Annotated in this window: 12 protein-coding genes; 4 read left to right on the plus strand and 8 right to left on the minus strand. The window is 74.2% G+C overall.

What is annotated here, in order from left to right:
- The first annotated feature begins 77 nt into the window (after positions 1 to 77).
- From ettA to QIY60_RS18375, 3 genes are read left to right on the plus strand one after another with little or no spacing between them, the layout of a single operon-like run.
- Positions 78 to 1,742 (plus strand): energy-dependent translational throttle protein EttA, encoded by a 1,665-nt coding sequence (ettA, locus tag QIY60_RS18365; protein ID WP_283143430.1) that lies wholly within the window; start codon positions 78 to 80, stop codon positions 1,740 to 1,742.
- 5 nt (positions 1,743 to 1,747) lie between these two features.
- Positions 1,748 to 2,224 (plus strand): thioesterase family protein, encoded by a 477-nt coding sequence (locus QIY60_RS18370; RefSeq protein WP_283143431.1) that lies wholly within the window; start codon positions 1,748 to 1,750, stop codon positions 2,222 to 2,224.
- Complete coding sequence (locus tag QIY60_RS18375) at positions 2,221 to 2,886, plus strand: hypothetical protein (RefSeq protein ID WP_283143432.1); 666 nt, start codon at positions 2,221 to 2,223, stop codon at positions 2,884 to 2,886. The genes QIY60_RS18370 and QIY60_RS18375 overlap by 4 nt, the downstream gene beginning before the upstream one ends.
- Before the next feature lie 281 nt (positions 2,887 to 3,167).
- Here the strand turns inward: QIY60_RS18375 and QIY60_RS18380 are convergent, their stop codons facing one another.
- The 4 genes from QIY60_RS18380 to QIY60_RS18395 form a co-directional block, all read right to left on the minus strand.
- Positions 3,168 to 4,157, minus strand: coding sequence for an ATP-binding cassette domain-containing protein (locus tag QIY60_RS18380; protein ID WP_283143433.1), 990 nt, complete (start codon positions 4,155 to 4,157; stop codon positions 3,168 to 3,170).
- Positions 4,154 to 6,877: an FtsX-like permease family protein gene (locus tag QIY60_RS18385; RefSeq protein WP_283143434.1), complete on the minus strand. Its 2,724-nt coding sequence runs from the start codon at positions 6,875 to 6,877 to the stop codon at positions 4,154 to 4,156. Before QIY60_RS18385 ends, QIY60_RS18380 begins: the two co-directional genes overlap by 4 nt.
- Position 6,878: 1 nt before the next feature.
- Positions 6,879 to 10,190 (minus strand): FtsX-like permease family protein, encoded by a 3,312-nt coding sequence (locus QIY60_RS18390; protein WP_283143435.1) that lies wholly within the window; start codon positions 10,188 to 10,190, stop codon positions 6,879 to 6,881.
- 160 nt (positions 10,191 to 10,350) lie between these two features.
- Positions 10,351 to 10,755, minus strand: a complete 405-nt coding sequence (locus QIY60_RS18395) for a globin (RefSeq protein ID WP_266979656.1) — start codon at positions 10,753 to 10,755, stop codon at positions 10,351 to 10,353.
- 85 nt (positions 10,756 to 10,840) lie between these two features.
- Between QIY60_RS18395 and QIY60_RS18400 the strand changes: the two genes are divergently transcribed.
- A complete protein-coding gene (locus QIY60_RS18400; RefSeq protein ID WP_283143436.1) occupies positions 10,841 to 11,812 on the plus strand; it encodes a methyltransferase domain-containing protein in 972 nt (323 codons plus the stop codon).
- Between the two features lie 54 nt (positions 11,813 to 11,866).
- On the opposite strand, the gene QIY60_RS18405 is transcribed toward QIY60_RS18400, so the two are convergent.
- The 4 genes from QIY60_RS18405 to QIY60_RS18420 form a co-directional block, all read right to left on the minus strand.
- On the minus strand, positions 11,867 to 13,003 hold the full coding sequence (locus tag QIY60_RS18405; protein ID WP_283143437.1) for an FHA domain-containing protein: 1,137 nt from the start codon (positions 13,001 to 13,003) through the stop codon (positions 11,867 to 11,869).
- A gap of 106 nt (positions 13,004 to 13,109) precedes the next feature.
- Positions 13,110 to 14,468, minus strand: coding sequence for a VWA domain-containing protein (locus QIY60_RS18410; protein ID WP_283143438.1), 1,359 nt, complete (start codon positions 14,466 to 14,468; stop codon positions 13,110 to 13,112).
- Between the two features lie 67 nt (positions 14,469 to 14,535).
- Complete coding sequence (locus QIY60_RS18415) at positions 14,536 to 15,843, minus strand: PP2C family serine/threonine-protein phosphatase (protein WP_283143439.1); 1,308 nt, start codon at positions 15,841 to 15,843, stop codon at positions 14,536 to 14,538.
- A 3-nt stretch (positions 15,844 to 15,846) separates the two neighbouring features.
- Complete coding sequence (locus QIY60_RS18420) at positions 15,847 to 18,492, minus strand: serine/threonine-protein kinase (RefSeq protein ID WP_283145995.1); 2,646 nt, start codon at positions 18,490 to 18,492, stop codon at positions 15,847 to 15,849.
- Positions 18,493 to 18,497 lie beyond the last annotated feature (5 nt).

Below are 18,497 nucleotides of genomic sequence, written 5' to 3' on the forward strand. Positions count from 1 at the left end.
TTCCGCCAGGGGGTGGCGGTACGGCAAGATGGGGTGTATCTGCCCACAGCCCGATTCACACTGCCGGACGGTTTCTCTTGGCTGAGTACATCTACACCATGCGCAAGACGCGCAAGGCGCACGGCGACAAGGTGATCCTTGACGACGTCACGCTGAGCTTCCTGCCCGGCGCGAAGATCGGTGTGGTCGGTCCCAACGGTGCCGGCAAGTCCACCGTTCTCAAGATCATGGCGGGCCTTGAGCAGCCCTCCAACGGTGACGCCTTCCTGTCGCCGGGCTTCACCGTCGGCATCCTCATGCAGGAGCCGCAGCTGGACGAGGCCAAGACGGTCCTGGAGAACGTGCAGGACGGCGCCGCCGAGATCATGGGCAAGCTCAAGCGCTTCAACGAGGTCGCCGAGCTCATGGCGACGGACTACTCGGACGCGCTCCTCGAGGAGATGGGCAAGCTCCAGGAGGACCTCGACCACGCCAACGCCTGGGACCTCGACGCCCAGCTGGAGCAGGCCATGGACGCGCTGGGCTGCCCGCCCGGCGACTGGCCCGTGGTCAACCTCTCCGGTGGCGAGAAGCGCCGTGTGGCGCTCTGCAAGCTGCTGATCGAGGCGCCCGACCTGCTCCTCCTCGACGAGCCCACCAACCACCTCGACGCCGAGTCGGTGAACTGGCTGGAGCAGCACCTCTCGAAGTACGCGGGCGCCGTGGTCGCCGTCACCCACGACCGGTACTTCCTGAACAATGTCGCCGAGTGGATCCTCGAGCTCGACCGCGGCCGCGCGATCCCGTACGAGGGCAACTACTCCACGTACCTGGACAAGAAGGCCTCCCGCCTCAAGGTCGAGGGCCGCAAGGACGAGAAGCGCGCCAAGCGGCTCAAGGAAGAGCTGGAGTGGGTCCGCTCCAACGCCAAGGGCCGGCAGACCAAGTCCAAGGCGCGCCTCGCCCGTTACGAGGAGATGGCGGCCGAGGCCGACAAGATGCGGAAGCTGGACTTCGAGGAGATCCAGATCCCGCCGGGCCCGCGTCTGGGCTCGATCGTCGTCGAGGTGGAGAACCTCTCCAAGGCCTTCGGCGACAAGGTCCTCATCGACGACCTGTCGTTCACGCTGCCGCGCAACGGCATCGTCGGCGTCATCGGTCCGAACGGCGCGGGCAAGACCACGCTGTTCAAGATGATCCAGGGCCTGGAGACCCCCGACTCGGGCTCCATCCGGGTCGGCGAGACCGTCAAGATCTCGTACGTCGACCAGAGCCGCGCCAACATCGACCCGAAGAAGACCCTTTGGGCCGTGGTGTCGGACGAGCTCGACTACATCAACGTCGGCCAGGTCGAGATGCCGTCGCGCGCGTACGTCAGCGCGTTCGGCTTCAAGGGCCCGGACCAGCAGAAGCCGGCCGGTGTGCTCTCCGGTGGTGAGCGCAACCGCCTCAACCTGGCGCTGACGCTCAAGGAGGGCGGCAACCTGCTGCTCCTCGACGAGCCCACCAACGACCTGGATGTGGAGACTCTGTCTTCGCTGGAGAACGCGCTCCTTGAGTTCCCGGGCGCCGCTGTCGTGATCTCCCACGACCGCTGGTTCCTGGACCGGGTGGCCACGCACATCCTGGCGTACGAGGGCGACTCGAAGTGGTACTGGTTCGAGGGCAACTTCGAGTCGTACGAGAAGAACAAGATCGAGCGGCTCGGGGCCGACGCGGCGCGTCCGCACCGCGCCACCTACAAGAAGCTCACCCGGGGCTGATCTTCTTGGCTCGCCACATCTACAGCTGCCCGCTCCGCTGGTCGGACATGGACGCCTTCGGGCACGTCAACAACGTGGTCTTCCTCCGCTATCTGGAGGAGGCCCGCATCGACTTCATGTTCCGGCTGGCGCCGGGGGACGGCTCGCCGTCGTTCTCGGGAGGGTCCGTGGTGGCCCGGCACGAGATCGACTACGTGCGGCCGCTGGTGCACCGGCACGCACCGGTGACCGTCGAGTCGTGGGTCACCAGGATCGGCGCGGCGTCGCTGACGATCGCGTACGAGATCAAGGACCCCGAGCAGGTGTATGTGCGGGCGTCGACGGTCGTGGTGCCGTTCGACCTCGCGGCGGGGCGTCCTCGGCGGATCTCCGCGGAGGAGAAGGCGTTCCTGCAGGAGTACGTGGAGGAGCCCGAGGGCGGTCGCGGGGGCCGTGGTGATCACGGTGACCGTGGTGACCGCGTGGAGCGGGCCGCTGCATGACCGTGAAGCTGGGCTTCGCCGATGCCGGGGAGGTGGCGGATCTCGCCGCCTTCCTGGCCCGGCTGATCCACTACGACCGGTCGGCGGCCGTCCGGCTGCAGGCCGGGGGCGGTGCGCTGGCGGTGTTCGGGCGTCCGCCGGCGTTCGAGGTGCTGGTGATTCGTACGGTACGGCTGGACGCGGTGGTGGAGCTCGACGTCACCGTCTCGGCGGGTGAGCTCCTGGAGGCGCTCGACGAGGCCGCGTCCGCGGTGGTCGTTCCTTCTGCCGTGACCGGTCCGCCGTGGGCCGGTGTGCTGCCGCCGCGCGGTGGCTGGCGGCAGCTGCCGGGGCTGCCCTCGGCCTCCGAGATACGCGGCGCGGTCGCGGCCGCGGTCGCGGAGTTCCGGGCGCGGGACGAGGCGTTGCCGGAGCAGTCGCGTACGCGGGCTGAGCGGGACCGGATCGGGCGTGAGATCTGGTCGCGGACGCTGGGGGCTACGGAGGTGCCGCTGCGGGTGGTGCATGCGGCGCAGTCGCTGGGGTTTTTGCGGGGCGCGCCTGACGCTGGGGCGGAGTTGGCTTTGTTGGGGGCGGGGCCGTGGTTGCGGCTGCGTACGCCGTATGGGTCGGTTGCGGTTCGGAGGGTGGGGGCGGGGGCGCTGCCGCTGTCTCCGGTTTGAGGGGTCCCCTCCCCGCCCCTTCCCTTAACCCTCCGGGGGTGGGTGGGGGATGAGGTGGGTTTCCCGGGGGCTCCGCCCCCGGACCCCGTTGCGGGGCCTGCGGCCCCTGCGCCCCGCTTTTCAGGGCTCCGCCCCGGCCCCTTTTCGTCTGCGGACCGTGCTGGGTTGCTCGCGCAGTTCCCCGCGCCCCTAAAGGCGGATGCCGCGCAGCGGCATTTAAGGGGCGCGGGGAACTGCGCGACCAGCCCCCACCCACCCGCAGACGAACCCCGGGCCAAGACCTACGCCCCACCCCCATCCGGCCACACCTGAATATGGTCCTGCTCCAGCTCCAGCAGCACCCGTCGTTCCATCCCCAGCGCCTCCGTGTACTCCGCAGGGAGTTGGAGGCGGCCCGCTCGGTCGAGCATGGCGTATTCGCGGGAGGTCACGGACTCCTCGCCCGTCTGTTCGTTGAGGTGGGTGCGGCGCAGGACCTCCGTGGAGGTGCGGCCGTCCCGGATGGCCACCGTGCGGCGGACCTCGTTCGCCACCGTCTGGTCGTGGGTGACGATGACGATCGTCGTGCCGAGCTCCTCGTTCGCCGTGCGGAACGCCGCGAAGATCTGTTCCGCCGTGGCGGAGTCGAGTTCGCCCGTCGGTTCGTCGGCCAGGAGGACCGAGGGGTTGTTGGCCAGGGCCACCGCTATCGCCACGCGCTGCTGTTCGCCGCCGGACATCTGGTGGGGGCGGCGGTCACGGCAGTGGGCCACCCCCAGCAGCGTGAGGAGTTCGTCCGCTCGGGGCGGCTTGCCCTTCGCGCCGCGGCGGCGGCCTCGGAGTTGGAGCGGGAGCGAGACGTTCTGGGCCGCCGTCAGGTACGGGAGGAGGTTTCTCGCCGTCTGCTGCCAGACGAAGCCGACCACCTCCCTCCGGTAGTCCAGCCTCGCCTTCGCGTCCATCGACAGCAGGTCCCGGCCCGCGACCTTCGCCTGGCCCGCCGTCGGCACGTCCAGGCCCGCCAGGATGTTCATCAGCGTCGACTTTCCGCTGCCGGACGCTCCCACCAGGGCCATCAACTCGCCCTCGGTCACCAGGAGGTCCAGCCCCTGCAAGGCCTGGACCTCCACGCCGTCCGTCGTGAAGATCCGGACCAGGCGGTCGCAGGCGATCAGGGCGTCATGGCCGTACGCCGGGCGGTCGCGCCGCGCCGCCGCCCGTTCCTCCAGTTCGGACAGCGTCCGGACTTCCGTATCCGCTCCCGACGACGCCCCCGCCCTCGTCCCCGTCATCTCGTGTCTCCTGCCCTCAGTTCCGTCACCGAGCCGCGCCGGCTCGTCCACCACGCCTGGGTCGCCGCGACCCCCGCCGCCAGCGCCACCACGCACACCGCCGGTATCAGCAGGGACATCGGGTCCGGCCGGAGGCCGCCACCCGCCGCTGCCGTCGACGGAGACGCCGCGAGCGCCAGACCCGTCAAGTCCACGCCGGGGGACAGCAGTTCCGTCGCCGCCCAGCCCGTCAGAGCGCCGCCCAGCGCGGCAAGCACCGCCTGTGGCAGCGCCTCCAGGATCAGCAGGCGGCGGCCCTGACGGCGGGTCAGACCCATCGTCCGCAGCCGCGCGAGCAGCGCCGAACGCTCCGGCGCGCCCCGCAGCAGCGAGAGCAGCAGCGCCAGCACCGCGTACCCCGCGCCCGCCGCCACCGCGGCCCCGTACACCCGTTCCGCGCCCGACTGGAGCGGCGAGTCGACGAGCTTGCGGCGCGTCTCCGTGCGCAGTTGGACCGTGGGAGGGTCCCCCGCGGTACGGGGAGTCGTCACCGTTCGGCGCAGGGCGCCCGCATCCAGTCCCGTCCCCGCCACCAGCAGCGTCGTCGGCTCCCGTGCGCCGAGACCGGCCGTGTCCACCAGCAGGAAGTCGCTGCGCGGGACGGCGGGCGTGCGCTCCCGTACCCCCACCACCTGGACCGTCAGCCGGTAGCCCGCCACCCGTACCTCCCGGGGGCCCCGGCCCAGGCCCGCCGCCACCCTCGGCGACGCGATCGCCGCCAGGGCCTTGCCGCCGGGGCGGGCCTTCAGCTCGTCGGCCCCGATCGTGCCCAGGCCGGTCCGGTCCGTGAGGCGGGCGTACGGGGACGGGTCCGCGCCGATCACCGCGACCCTGTCGCCGTACGGCATCTCCACGCCGTACTCGACATGGGCGGCCGTCACCTGCGACACCCCATCCACCTTGGCGACCCGGTCCGCCAGGCCCGGCGGCAGCGGCGTCACGCTGTCGACCCTGGCGTCCGCGCCCGTCGCGTACAGCGCCGCCCGGTCCCGCGCGTCCGCCACCCCGGCGAGCACCGAGCCGCCGAACGCGGCCGTGGTCAGCGCCGTGAGCAGGGCGAGCAGCGGGAGCACTCCGCCGCCGGGGGCGCGGCCCGCGCGGGCCAGCGAGAGGAAGCCGACCGGGCTGCGCAGCCGCGCGGCCGGGCGGGCCGCCCAGCGCAGGGGCAGCGGATACAGCCGTACGAGGACCAGCGCCGCGATCACGCCGATCAGCACCGGCGCCGAGCTGACCAGCGAGTCGGAGCCCGCCGCCGTGCTGCGCCGGCGCAGCGCCACGACCGCGCCCACCGCCAGGACCAGCAGGGTCAGTTCGGCCACGGTACGGCGCCGGGAGGGTCTGACGCGTACGAGGTCGTCGCGGTCGGCCGCGGTGCGGACCGTGCGGTGGCTGACCATCGCCCGTACGGGGAGGGCCAGACAGGACACCAGCGCGACCGTGGCCGCGGCGAGCAGCGCGGGGCCGATCCGGCCGCCGGGTACGACCAGGACCGCCAGGCCCAGGCCGAGCGCCGCCGCCGGGACCGTCACCACCGCGGTCTCGGCGGCCAGACGGCCGCCGATGCCGGGCAGCGAGCCGCCCCGGGCGCGCAGCAGGGCGAGTTCGGTGCCGCGGCGGGCCGCCGCCAGGCCGCCCGCCATCAGGAGGACCACGGCCGCGACCGTCGCCGTGCCGAAGGTGGCGACCGCGACCACCGGGGTGATCGAGTCGCGTACCGAGGTGTACTCCGCCAGGATCGCGTCGAGTTCGGTGGAGACCATGGTGCCGGGGCCGACCAGCAGGCGCAGGGCGGCGAGCGCCGGGCCGCCCTCCAGGGAGGCCACGGAGGTGGTGAGGCCGTGCAGTTGGCGGGCGTTCATGGCGTGCGCGGCGGGGGCGATGTCCGCGTACAGCTCGGGACTGCCCGCCGTGCCGAGGAGCGCGGGCGCCGAGTCGGGGCCGAGGATCAGGCCCGCGTACCAGTAGTGCGGCTCGTCCGGCTTGGGGGAGGCGGGGATGAGCTGGGGGCCGCGCAGCGCCGGTTCGGTGGCCCAGTAGCTGCCGTCCGGGAGCAGCGGCTGTACGACGCCGGTGATGCGGATCGCCAGCGGCTCGCCCTCCGCGCCCGGCACGTGGACGACCGAACCGGGGGTGATGTGGAGCGCCTTGGCGGTCGCCGCCGTCACCGCCGCCTCGGCCGTGTGCGAGGTCGCGTCCGCCTTCGCGGTGGGCAGCCGCCCGCTCACCAGCCGGGCGTGGTCGGAGAGCGACGACCGGGAGGCGACCAGCAGGCGCGGCGGCATGCCCTCGGGCCTGGGCAGCCAGGCGTCCAGCGGGTTGGTGGCGGGGATCTTCTCCGTGGTGCGCACCCCGTACGCGGACTGCCCGTCGTCCGCCCGCAGCGGTGCCGGGATCGCCTTGAGCTGCTCCTGGTAGGCCCGCTGCATGGCCTGCGGGCCGAGCGACGGGGCGCTCGGGTCGCTGCCCAGGGGCATCGGGCCGGACAGCCGGATCACCGAGTTCTCCGGCGCCGCCGACGCCACCGCGTGGCGCAGCCCCCGGTCCTCGTACCCGTCGACCCCGCGCGGCAGTGCCGCGGCCAGGAACGCGGTGAGCAGCACCAGCAGGGCGAGCGCGCCCGCGGCGCCCGGCGCGGTCCGCAGCCGGGTGCGCACCCAGGGGGCAACGGCCTTGGCAGTCATGTCAGTTGTCCCCCTGGTGGCGCAGCGAGACCGCCGGGTCGGTCCGCCGCAGCGCCAGCGTCGCGACGATCAGCAGCGGTACGGCGGCGACCCCCGCGAGCAGTACGGCGAGCCGCCCGGCGGGCAGCTCCACCAGCACCTTCGGCACCGGCTGGGTGGCCTGCCCGGTCAGCACGATCAGCGGCACCACCGCGCGCGTCAGCACCTCGCCCAGGGCGAGGCCCACGAGCAGCGCCAGTCCGATCAGCACCCCCTGCTCGGCCGCGATCAGCCGGGCCAGCTGGCGGCGCGGGGCGCCCAGGGCCCGCAGCACGGCGAACTCCGCCCCGCGTTCGCGCAGCGAGCCCGCCGCGGCCACCGCGAAGCCGACCGCCGCCAGGGCCGCCGCCACGATCGCTGCGGCGACGAGAGCGGCCTGCGGGCCCGCGCCCAGCGGGTCGTCCCGCAGCTGCTCGGCGACCTCCGCGCGCACCACCACCTGCTGCGGGTCGATGTCCGGCCGGGCCCGCAGCACCGCCGCCGCGCGGGCCGCGTCGCCGGCGCCGGTGGCGAGCCACCATTCGGTCGGGGCGAGGCTGGTGCCCGTGTCGACGGCGAGCCGCTGGTTGACCGCGCTCAGGTCGAGCAGGAGCGTGCCGCCGTCGCGGCCGCCGGCGGTGGTCTCGGCGCCGGGCCCGGTCGTCGGGACCTCGGCCATCCGGTCGACGACCTTCGCGCGCAGGGTCTGCCCGGCCAGGACGGCCGTGACGGTCTGCCCGACGCGGGTTCCGCTGGAGGCCAGGAACCGGTCGGTGGCGATCGCCGTCAGCGCGGGCGGCGCGGGCCGGACGGCGGAGAGCCTGACGGTCCGGCTCGGTATTCCCGCCATGGAGTTGGCGGTGGTCATGGTCGACCCGGTGGTGTACGGCAGCGACAGCGTCCGCCCGTCGGTCTGCAAGGTCAGGTTCATCAGGCCGCCCGGGCCGTCGTCGGACTGCAGCGAGGTGGCCCGCCAGCGGTCGGCGGCGGGCAGCGCGACGGGGGCGCTGCGCCCGTCCCGCGCCACGGTCCGCAGCTCCCGCACGGTGAGGCGGTGCTGCTCGGGCGTCTCGTACGGCACGTTGAAGTCCAGCTCGAAGCCGGTGAGCGCGAGCGGTGCGGCCGGGCGGCCCACCGGCGCGCCCGCCGCCAGGTCGAGGGAGATCCGGCGCTCGGCCGGGCGCCCGTCGGCCTCCAGGTTCCCGGCCGGGAGGCGGTACTGGATGCCGAAGCGGTCCTCGACCACCGCCGTCAGATTCACGGCGACCCCGCTCGGGGAGGCCCCGCCCCGGGCGCCCTCGGCGTCGAGCCGCAGGCTGAGGCCGAGCTCGGCGGCGTCGGCCGGGAGCGGCACACCGGGCCGGGCCGCCCGGGGCGGGCCGATCTCGGACAGGAGCGCGCGGGCGGACTTGCCGCCGAGGTCGTGGCGGAGCAGCAGCCCGTCCGCGTGGGCGGTGTCCAGGGCGAGCACCGTCCCGGAGCGGTCGCCGGAGAGCTGCACCGAGGAGCGCGCGGCCGGGGCCACCGCCCGTACGCCCGGGACCTTGTCGTACGAACCGGCCTGCCCGAAGCCGCTCAGGCTGGACCCGAAGACCCGCACCGAGGTGCCCGCGCGGAAGTCCGCCTGGTCCTCCTGCGAGCGGTCCCAGGAGGCGGACTGCCCGATCGCCAGCATGCCCATGGCGACCGCGAGCACCAGGAGCAGCACCGGGCCCGCGCCGCGCAGCGGGCGGCGGCTGAACTGCCAGCCCGCGAGCGCCGCCGGGAGCCCGCGCCCGCCCGCCGCCCGCCGTTCGGCGAGCTTGGCGGCGGGCGGCAGCAGCCGCAGGGTCAGTACGGTCCCGGCGAGCAGCGCAAGGGCGGGCGCGGCCACCAGGAGCGGGTCGATGCCGAGGGAGCCCGCGCGGTCGCCGCTGAGCGCCCCGGAGCCGGAGGTCTGCCGGTCCAGCTGCCAGTAGGCGACCCCGGCGATCACCAGGAGCCCGATGTCGGCCCCGGCGCGCACGGCGGCGGGCAGCGCCGCCGCCCGGGCCCGCGAGGTCCGCCCGGCCGACAGGGCCGGGGCCACCACGGCCGCCGCGCAGCCCAGCGCGACCAGCGCCGCCACCAGCCATACCGTGCCGGTCGGGCCGGTGTCGAGGCGGACGCCGATCCGGGCGAGCGGGCCGTGGCCCGCGAGGAGCCGGGTCAGCGGGTCGGAGAGCAGCGGCGCGCACACCGCCGCCGGGGCGGCGAGCAGCAGCGCCTCGGTCGCGGACAGGCCCAGGAGGCGGGCGCGGGAGCCGCCGCGCGCCCGCAGCAGCTCGGTCTCGCCGGTCCGCTCGCTGCTCAGCAGCCGGGCCACGAGCAGCAGCGCGTACCCGGCGAGCAGCACCAGTTGCAGGGCCACGATCAGCAGCGTCGAGCGCGAGACGAGCAGCGAGCGCTCGGCCCGGTCGAGCACGTCGGGCAGCGCGGTGGTGGCGGTCGCGTCGCCCGCGAACGCCCCGCCCTCCACCAGGGACTTGGGGCCCCGGGTCGCGGCCGCGCGCAGGGCGCCGATCCGGTGGGTGGTCAGGGCGGAGAAGTCGGCGGAGGCCAGCCAGGACGTCTGGCCCGCGCTCAGCCGGCCGCCGGTGAGCGCCGTGGGATCGGTGAGGAGCGGCCCGTACGTGGTGAAGTTGACCCGGCGCGTGCCCCGGCCGCCGAGGTCGTCCAGCTGCCAGTACGCCTCGGTGGCGTCGACGGGACGGTAGACCCCGGTGACGCGGACCCGCACGGCCGGGCCGTTCAGCCGGTCGGCGAGGGTCAGCGAGACGGGCCAGTGGCGCAGGCCCAGTTGGGCGGCGGCGTTCTCGGGGAGGGCGGCCTGGATCTCGCGGCCGGTGCCCGGCGGGGCGGGCCAGCTGCCGCCGGTGAGGCGGACGCGGGTGCGGTCGACGGCGGCGAAGAGCGTGAGGTCGGGCTCGGTGCCCTTGCGGGCGTCCGGTGACTGGAGGGTGCGGGGCAGCGCGTACGGGCCGGACTGGGTCAACGTCCTTGTGGTGACCGGGAGTCCGTCGAAGGTGCGGCGCGCGCCCTCGCGCACGGCGGCGTCGGCGGCCTGCCGCTTCGCCTCGGGGACGGTCGCCTTGACGATCAGCGAGGCGGGCGCGGCGGACCTCGTCGCCAGGGTGTGGCGCAGGGCCGCGTCGCCGATGGAACCCGAGAAGGCGGTCAGGGCGGCCAGGACCGAGGTGGTGAGCAGGACGGCGAGCAGCGCGGCGGCGAGCAGCAGCCGGTGCGCCCGCACCCGCAGAAACACGAACCCCGTCACCCGGCCCCCTGATCTTGCCCCCGAAAGTCTGTCCGGATGCTTTCAGAGGGCACGGGTCGGTGGAAACCGCTTGCGGTCCGATCTTGCCCGATCGTGACCGGAATGCGATGACGGATTCCCGCATTCCGGGGTCGGGAGGGGTGGAACGTGAACTTCCGGTCTACTCCGCCGTGTTGACCATCGAGGCGGCGGCGTACGTCAGATAGTTCCAGAGCGTCGTCTCGTGCTCCTGCGAGAGCCCCAGCTCGTCGACGGCCGTACGCATATGGGTCAGCCAGGCGTCGTGCGCGGCCCGGTCGACGGTGAACGGCGCGTGGCGCATCCGCAGCCGGGGGTGGCCGCGGTGGTCGCTGTAGGTGCGCGGGCCGCCCCAGTACTGGATCAGGAAGAGGACGAGCCGCTCCTCGGCCGGGCCCAGATCGCCCTCCGGGTACATCGGCCGCAGCAGCGGGTCCTCGGCGACGCCCTGGTAGAACCGGTGGACCAGGCGCCGGAAGGTCTCCTCGCCGCCGACCTGCTCGTAGAAGGTCTGCTCCTGAAGCGTGCCGCGCGGAATCTCATTCACGTGTCCATGGTCTCAGACGCGGCGACCGAGGACCGGGGACGTAGGACCACTCGCCTCCCGGGCCCGGGCGCAGCACAGTGGACATATGGGCGCACACCGGGATCCGGCCGCCGGGGCGCGGGCCGCCCTCGTCGCGGAGATCGTGGCCGGGGGCGCGCTCGCCGACCCGGCCTGGCGGGCCGCCTTCGAGGAGGTGCCCCGCGACCTCTTCGTGCCGTACTACTTCGTGGGGCGCTCCGGCGGCTACGAGCGGCTGTGGGGCCAGGACCCGGACCCGGCCCGGCGGGCGCGCTGGCTGGAGGGGGTCTACACGGACATGCCGCTGGCCACCCGGGTGCGCGACGGGGAGCTGCTCTCCTCCAGCAGCCAGCCGTCGCTGATGGCCCGGATGCTGGAGGTCCTGGACGTACGGGACGGGCACGCGGTCCTGGAGATCGGCGCCGGGACCGGCTACAACGCGGCGCTGCTCAGCCACCGGCTCGGCGACGGGCTGGTCACCACGGTCGACCTGGACCCGGAGATCACCGAGTCGGCCCGGACGCATCTGACGGCGGCGGGCTTCCGCCCGGCGGTGGTGACCGGCGACGGGGCGCGCGGCTGCCCGTCCCGGGCGCCCTTCGACCGGATCATCGCCACCTGCACCCTGCCGTCGGTGCCGGCCGGGTGGCTGGCGCAGTGCACGCCGGGGGCGCTGATCGAGGCCCCGCTGGCCACCGGGCTGATCCTGCTGAAGGTCCGCGACGCCGGGCACGCCCAGGGCCGCTTCCTGCACACCCCGGCCTACTTCGTGCCGCTACGGGGCGTGGCCCCCGCGCCCGGCACCCCGTACACCGGCGGCCTGCCCCGCCCGAGCCTGGAGAACGAACTCTTCCGCTTCCTGCTGGCGCTCACGGCGGACACCCTGGACCCGTACGAGGCGTACGAGCTGTGGCGCCGCGAGGGACGACCGGTACGCGAGCGCTTCGGAGTGACGGTCACGGAGGAGGGCCAGTGGGCGTGGCTGGACGACCCGCAGGGGCCACATACATGGCCCCTGCGGGAGGTGGCGCCCCTTTAGGGGCGCGGGGAACTGTGCGACCAGCCAGCGACGGCCCGCAGACGCATAACGGGCTCAGCCCCTCCGTACCGTGAGCGTCGTCCAGGCACCAACGTGCACCCGGTCACCATCCTGAAGCGGCACCGGCACGTACGGCTGAATAGGCTCCTCCGCCCCATTGATCGTGGTCCCGTTCGTGGAGTTCTGGTCGACCACCGCCCAGCTGCCGTCCGGCTGCTGGACCAGGACCGCGTGCTGGTGCGAGACGCCCGGGTCCTCCGGCGGCACGGCCAGGTCGATGTCGGGCGCCTCGCCGGTGGAGTGGCGGCGGCGGCCGATGGTGAGCTGGTTGCCGGTGAGCGGGCGCTGCTGCTCGGGCGAGTACGCGGGCAGGTTGAGCCCGGACGCCTCCGGCCCGCTGCGCTGCATCATCGCCATGAAGTAGTCGCGGTCCGGCCCGATGGTCACCGTCCAGCCGAGCGGCTGCTGCGGCGGCGCCTGGAACTGCTGCTGCGGAGGCTGGGGCGCCTGGGGCACCTGCGTGTGCTGCGGCGGCTGCGGCTGGGAGGGCGGCTGGATCATCCAGTCGTCGTTCTCGGCCCGGGCCGGCGCCTGCATCTGCGGGAACGCCGGAGGCGCGGGCGGCCCCGCCTGCTGGAAGACCGGCGGGGGCGGCGGCCCCTGCTGGAAGTGCGGCGGCGGACCCTGCCGCAGCGACGGGTCGCCGTTCGGCGGGGGCGGCGGCGGCCCCTGGCGGAACGACGGCGGGCCCTGCTGCGAGGGGTCGCCGGTGAGCGGCTCCGCGGGCCGGTTGACCTGCGAGGGCCGCGAGCTCTGGTACTCGTACGGGTCGCGCTGCGGCTGCGGGCGCGGCGGCGACTGGAAGCCGGGCGGCAGATTGAGGCCCTCGCCCCGCCCGGGGGCCGGGTTGGGCGCCAGCGGCGTGTACGAGGTCGCCGTCTGGGTGAGGTAGTTCCAGCGGCACTCCTCGCAGAAGGGCGTGTTGCCCTCCCGGGGCGTGCGGCACTGCGGGCAGAGCTCCGCCGGGGCGGCGGGGGCCTCGGGGGCGGGGTAGCCGTAGCCGCCCTGCGGGGGCGGCCCCGGGAAGGCCGGCGGGGGCGGGGGAGGCGGCGGCACGGCGCCCATGCGATGGCCGCAGACCTCGCACCAGTCGTCGGAACCCGACTGGTGTCCGTTCGGGCAGGTCGGCATGGAGTCGCTTCCCCCTCTCCTCGTCCGGCCCCTCGGGCCGAGGCACTCAAGTGGTTTCGCTACTGCGTACCGCTGTGCGCGGCGTTGCTGCTGGGCGTTTCTCGGGCTACTTCTTCACGCGTACGGTCTTGGTCGAGCGGGTTTCGAGAGTCATCTCGTCCGCCTCCGCGACCTTCGCCTTCAGTCGCACAGTACCCGTCGCCTCGTCGACGACGTCCACCACCTTCGCGAGCAGCTTCGCCGTATCCGCGTTCCCGGAGGCCGCGGCGAGCTGGACGGCGCGGCCGAGCTTGGCGGTGGCGCCATCGATATCGCCCGACTTGCGGGCATCCAGTCCCTGTTGGATGACTTGCGCCAGTTCGGCCTGACCCGTGTAGTGGGCGACCTGGGGGTTGATCGCGGTGGAGGCGGCCATGTCCTCGGTCCACACCGCGCGGACCAGCCCCTGCGACAGTGTCTGCGGGGTGCCGCCCGCCGGGTCGGGCAGGATCAGCGAGACCCGGGCGGCGAGCATCTCCTGGCCGATCCCGGCCTCCGGGACCTGGACGCACACGTGGTAGTCGCGCGACTCGTCGCCCCACGAGCCCGTCGGGTAGTCCCCGGCGCGCGGCCCCGCCTCGGTCCGGCGGCCCGTCAGCTCCTCGACGGTGGGCGCGACCTGCTTCACGAACTTGATCTCCACGCCGACCGGGGTCCACAGCCGCAGCGCGACGTCCGCGACCTCCTTGCCCATCGCGTCCTCCATCATCCGCGTGAAGTCCGCGGCCAGGCCCGAGGGGTCGGCCACGATGTCGGCGGTGCCGAGCAGCGCGGACGCGATCTGGGTGACCTCCTTGACCTCCCAGTCGGTGCCGACGCCGCGCGCGTCGCAGGTGAACCGGCCCGCGCAGGCGTCGAGCGCGGCCTTCAGGTCCGCCGCCGACTCGTGCTCGTTGCGGCCGTCGGTGAGCAGGATGCCGTGCCGGATCGGTACGTCGGCCGAGCTCAGCAGCCGGTCGGTGAGCCGCAGCCAGGTGCCGATGGCGGTGCCGCCGCCCGCGCTCAGCTTGCGCAGCGCCTCCTTGGCCTGGGCCCGGGTCTGCGCGTCGGCGGTGGCCAGGCGCCCGTTGCCCGGGTAGACCTCCTTGGCCTGGTGGGTGCCCGCGACCACGGCGAACGTGACGCCGTCGCGCAGGGTGTCGATCGCGGCCGCCGTGGCGTCGCGCGCGTTGCGCATCTTCGTCGGCGGGTAGTCCATCGACCCCGAGCAGTCGACCATGATCACCACGGCGGCGCCGGGCGCCTGCCCCGGTATGGCCGAGGGCGTCGGCGCGGCTCCCGTCAGCGCCGCCCCGCCGACCGTGCCCCCGCCCGTCGACGTCACGGTGACGATCGCGTTGACCTCGCGGCCGCCCTCCGGCAGGTACTCGTTCTGGTAGACCTCGACGGAGAACTGCGGCGCGTTGGACTTGGAGAAGTTGGCCATCTGAAGGGCTCCTTGAGGCTTCTGGGCCTGAAGAGACAAGAATGTGGGGGAAACCGGTGCCAAGGGCCTAGTTGTAGGCGGATCCTGCCCCCGGCACGGGCACCGCGAACGGCACCACGGCCACTGTTACGTTGTCGTGCCCGCCGCCGTCCAGGGCGTGCCCGACCAGCACCTGGGCGCTGTGCAGCGGCCGTTCGGCGGCGTCCGCCGGCACGGCCCCGGCCATCTCCGCGGCGCCCTCCGCGTAGTTCCACAGCCCGTCCGTGCAGACCACGACCACACCGGAGCGGTCCGGCTTGAACGAGGCGGTGTGCGGGTCGAGTTCGTACGCGTCGGCGCCCAGCCACCCCGTGATCGCGTGCGCCCGCTCGTCCGCGTACGCGTCGGCCTCGCTCATCAGGCCCGCCGCCACCATCTGCGCCGCCCACGAGTCGTCCTCGGTGAGCCGGGCGGGCGGGGTCGTACGGTCGTCGGGCACCCAGTACGCCCGGCTGTCGCCGACCCAGCCGACCACGAGCAGCCCGCCCGCCGCGATCGCGCCGACCAGGGTGCAGGCCGGGGCGTTCTGGTGGCGGTGCGGGTCGTGCTCCATGGCGAGGGCGGGCTCGGCGGCGAGGGAGTTGACCGCCTCGGCGGCGGCCACGATCGCCTCGTGCATCGCCTGCTGCGGGTGCGTGCCCTGGGGCAGCGCCTGGAGCAGCGACTCGTTGGCGCGGGCCGCGGCCGCCGCCGACGCGTCGTCGGGGCGGGTCGCGGAGGAGACGCCGTCGCAGACGATCGCCACCACGGCGGGCGAGCCGTCGGGCAGCGCGGTGGTGGACACGGCGAACGCGTCCTCGTTGCGGTGGTGGCGCAGGCCCCGGTCGCTGACCGCCGCCACCGGGCCGAGCTCCTGCTCCATGTGGTCGCGCTCGCGCGGCTGGGCGTGCCCGCAGTTCTCGCAGTACCCGTCCTCGTCGACCCGCCCGGCCCGGCAGGCCACACAGACCTTCACGGGCGCGCTGACGTGGGTGGCCTGCTCCCCGAGGTCGGCCGCGCGCGGGTCGGGCGCGGGCAGGGGGTACTCATCGGGCTCGGACCGGGCTTCCGGCCCGTCGAACCGTGCGTGCGAGGGCAGCGGGGAGCCGCCCGAGTCGGTGCCGGGCAGATCGGTGGGCAGGTGCACCGGTGCGCCGGAGCCGTCGGCGGCGTGCGCGGCGGGCCACGCCTCGCCCGCCACGGGACTGCCCATGACCACCGTCGGAGTGTCCACCGGAGCCGCGGGCACGGCTGACAGGTCGTACCCGCAGGCCCCGCAGTACAGGTCGCCCGACTCCAGCGGCTCCGCGCAGCCGGGGCACGTCGACCCCGTTGCCGGCTGGTGCATCTGCGCCATCAATCACACCCACGTCCGGGGGCGGAAACGGTTTGCCCGCTCCACCAGTTCGATCCGCTCCTCGCCGCTGCCGGCGAGCCGGGCGAGCACCCGGTACGAACGCTCCAGGCCGAACCGCAGGCCCCGCTCGTCCAGCTCGCTGCCCAGCAGTATGGCCTCGCCGGACGGGCCGCCCCGGCTCTGCTCGCCGTTGCCGGGCCCGCCCTGGCTACCGGAGAGTACCCAGTCGAGCGCGGTGCCGAGGACCTCGGTGGCCAGCCGCTCCCGGCGCACCGCGTCCAGGCCCAGCTGCTGGAGCGCGTCCACCTGGCCCGCGGCGGCCCGCAGGTCGCCCAGGAGCGCGTCGCCCGGGGCGCGCCTGCGCAGCCTGGCCCGCACGGCGGCGACCCGGGCCGCCGTGTAGTGGATCGAGGCCTCCGGGACCGACTCCAGGGTCGTCACGGCCGCCGTGCGGTCGCCCGCGGCCAGCTGCACCCGGGCCAGGCCGAACGCGGCGCTGACGTAACTCGGGTCGGTCGTCCACACCAGGCGGTAGTACTCGGCGGCGTTGTCCAGCTGCCCCAGGACCTCCGCGCACACCCCGAGCGCCAGCTTGGGCGTCGGCTCGCCCGGGAACGCGTCGTAGACGGCGTCGAAGGACAGCGCGGCGTTCTCGTGGTCGCCGGAGACGAGCGAGGCCACGCCGCGGTACCAGACGACCCGCCAGTCGTCGGGGTGGTCGGCCTCCAGGGACTCCAGGCCCCGGGCCGCCGAGCCCAGTTCGCCCAGGTCGAGGCGGGCCCGCAGCTCGCGCAGCCGCTTCTCCACGGAGTCGGCGGGCGCGGTGCGCAGCGCGGCGATGAGCTCGCTGGGCGCGGCGGCCATCAGGCCCGCCAGGAAACCGGCGTTGGGGTCGCCCGGGTCCACGTGCGGCACCGGCAGCGCCAGCGCGGTGGCGGGCGCGTCGAGGGGCCGCAGATAGCCGTCGCCGTCCCCTTCCCGGCCGTACGCGCCCGGGGCGCCGCCGACGCGGGGCGCGGGGACGACGGCGGTCGGCGTCGGGGTGCCCGGGACCGCGAGGCCGGTGCCGGGATGCGGCGCGGCGGTGACGGTCGGCCCCGCCACGGCGGCGGGCACGGCGCCCGCGCCCGAGTACACCAAGGCGCCGACCGTCGGCACCGGGGAGCCGTTCGCGCCTGCGCGCCTGCGCGCCCACCGGCTCTCGGGCACCGCCCGCGCCCCGAGCGCCGACACGTCCCCGGTGAGCTCCGCGAACAACGATGTGTCCGTGACGCGCAGTTCGGCCCCGAACAGGGTCGACAGGGCCGGGCGCGGGCGGCCGGTCTGGAGTGCCACGACCTCCCGCAGCACCCCGGTCAGCTGCTCGGCCATCTCCTGCGCGGAGGCGAACCGGCGCGCCGGGTCGGGGTCGGTGGCGCGCACGAGCAGCCGGTAGAACGACTCGTACGTCCGGAAGACCTCGATGTTGTCCGGGTCCGGCAGGCTGTCCGCGAAGACGTTCGTGTAGCCCTGGAAGTCGAAGGTGAGCACGGCAAGCGTGCGCGCGACCGTGTACAGGTCGGAGGCGACCGAGGGGCCCGCCTCGGCGACCTCGGGGGCCTGGTAGCCCACCGTGCCGTAGATGGCCGACTCGTCGTCGTCCATCCGGCGCACCGCGCCCATGTCGATCAGCTTCAGCTGGTCCTCGGTCTGGATCGCGTTGTCGACCTTGAAGTCGCAGTAGAGCAGGTTGCGGCTGTGCAGATGGCCGAGGGCCTCCAGGGCCTCGATGCCGTACGCGCAGGCCTGCTCGACCGGGAGCGGGTCGCGCTTGCCGTCCGGGCCGCGCCGCTCGTTGGCGATCTCCTTGAGCGACTTGCCGCCCACGTACTCCATGACGATGTAGCCGTCCATGGAGCCGGTGCGCTGGTCGAGGTGCTCCACGAAGTTGTAGATGCGCACGATGTTGGAGTGCTCGATCTCGGCCAGGAAGCGGCGTTCGGAGATCGCCGCCGCCATCGCGTCCTGGTCGCCGGTGTCGAGCAGGCCCTTGAGGACCACCCAGCGGTCCGAGACCGCGCGGTCCACGGCGAGGTAGACCCAGCCGAGGCCGCCGTGCGCCAGACAGCCCACCACCTCGTACTGGCCGTGCACGATGTCGCCCTGGTGCAGCTTGGGCACGAACGAGTACGGGTGGCCGCACTTGGTGCAGAACCCCTCGGTGCGCCCGGCCCGCTCCCCGCGCGAGCGGCCCACCGGCGCCCCGCAGTCGGAGCGCGAGCAGAAACGCTTCCGCTCGGGGACCTCCGGGTGCTCCATCACGGCCGTGGCCGGGTTGGGGCGGGGCACTCCCGGCACGGTGACGAGCCCGGCCCCGAGTCTGCTGCGCCCTGAACTGCCGGTCGCGGAGCCCGAGCTGCGCACCGACACCGACCGCGCGCTGCCTGTCCCCGTCAGGGAGCGCGAGAGCCGTCCCGACACCGAGCGCCGGGAAGTCGAGGAGCGTGAGGAGCGGGACGAGGTCGAGGAGCGCGCGGACCGCGCGGACGACGAGCCGCTGCCCTTGTGACCGCCCCCGGTGATCCCCGTGGCGGGCGAGGAGAGTGAGCCGTTGACCGACACCACCGGCGCCAGGCCGCAGGTGTCGCAGTACAGCTCGCCGCCGCCCATGTCCT

The sequence above is a fragment of the Streptomyces sp. BPTC-684 genome (assembly GCF_030028635.1).
Taxonomy (GTDB): domain Bacteria; phylum Actinomycetota; class Actinomycetes; order Streptomycetales; family Streptomycetaceae; genus Streptomyces; species Streptomyces noboritoensis.

Coding starts and splice junctions, on each gene's coding strand:
- QIY60_RS18410 (WP_283143438.1), bottom strand. CDS start 14,468: ATGGCCAACTTCTCCAAGTCCAACGCGCCGCAGTTCTCCGTCGAGGTC.
- QIY60_RS18405 (WP_283143437.1), bottom strand. CDS start 13,003: ATGCCGACCTGCCCGAACGGACACCAGTCGGGTTCCGACGACTGGTGC.
- QIY60_RS18385 (WP_283143434.1), bottom strand. CDS start 6,877: ATGACTGCCAAGGCCGTTGCCCCCTGGGTGCGCACCCGGCTGCGGACC.
- QIY60_RS18420 (WP_283145995.1), bottom strand. CDS start 18,492: ATGGGCGGCGGCGAGCTGTACTGCGACACCTGCGGCCTGGCGCCGGTG.
- QIY60_RS18400 (WP_283143436.1), top strand. CDS start 10,841: ATGGGCGCACACCGGGATCCGGCCGCCGGGGCGCGGGCCGCCCTCGTC.
- QIY60_RS18415 (WP_283143439.1), bottom strand. CDS start 15,843: ATGGCGCAGATGCACCAGCCGGCAACGGGGTCGACGTGCCCCGGCTGC.
- QIY60_RS18375 (WP_283143432.1), top strand. CDS start 2,221: ATGACCGTGAAGCTGGGCTTCGCCGATGCCGGGGAGGTGGCGGATCTC.
- QIY60_RS18380 (WP_283143433.1), bottom strand. CDS start 4,157: ATGACGGGGACGAGGGCGGGGGCGTCGTCGGGAGCGGATACGGAAGTC.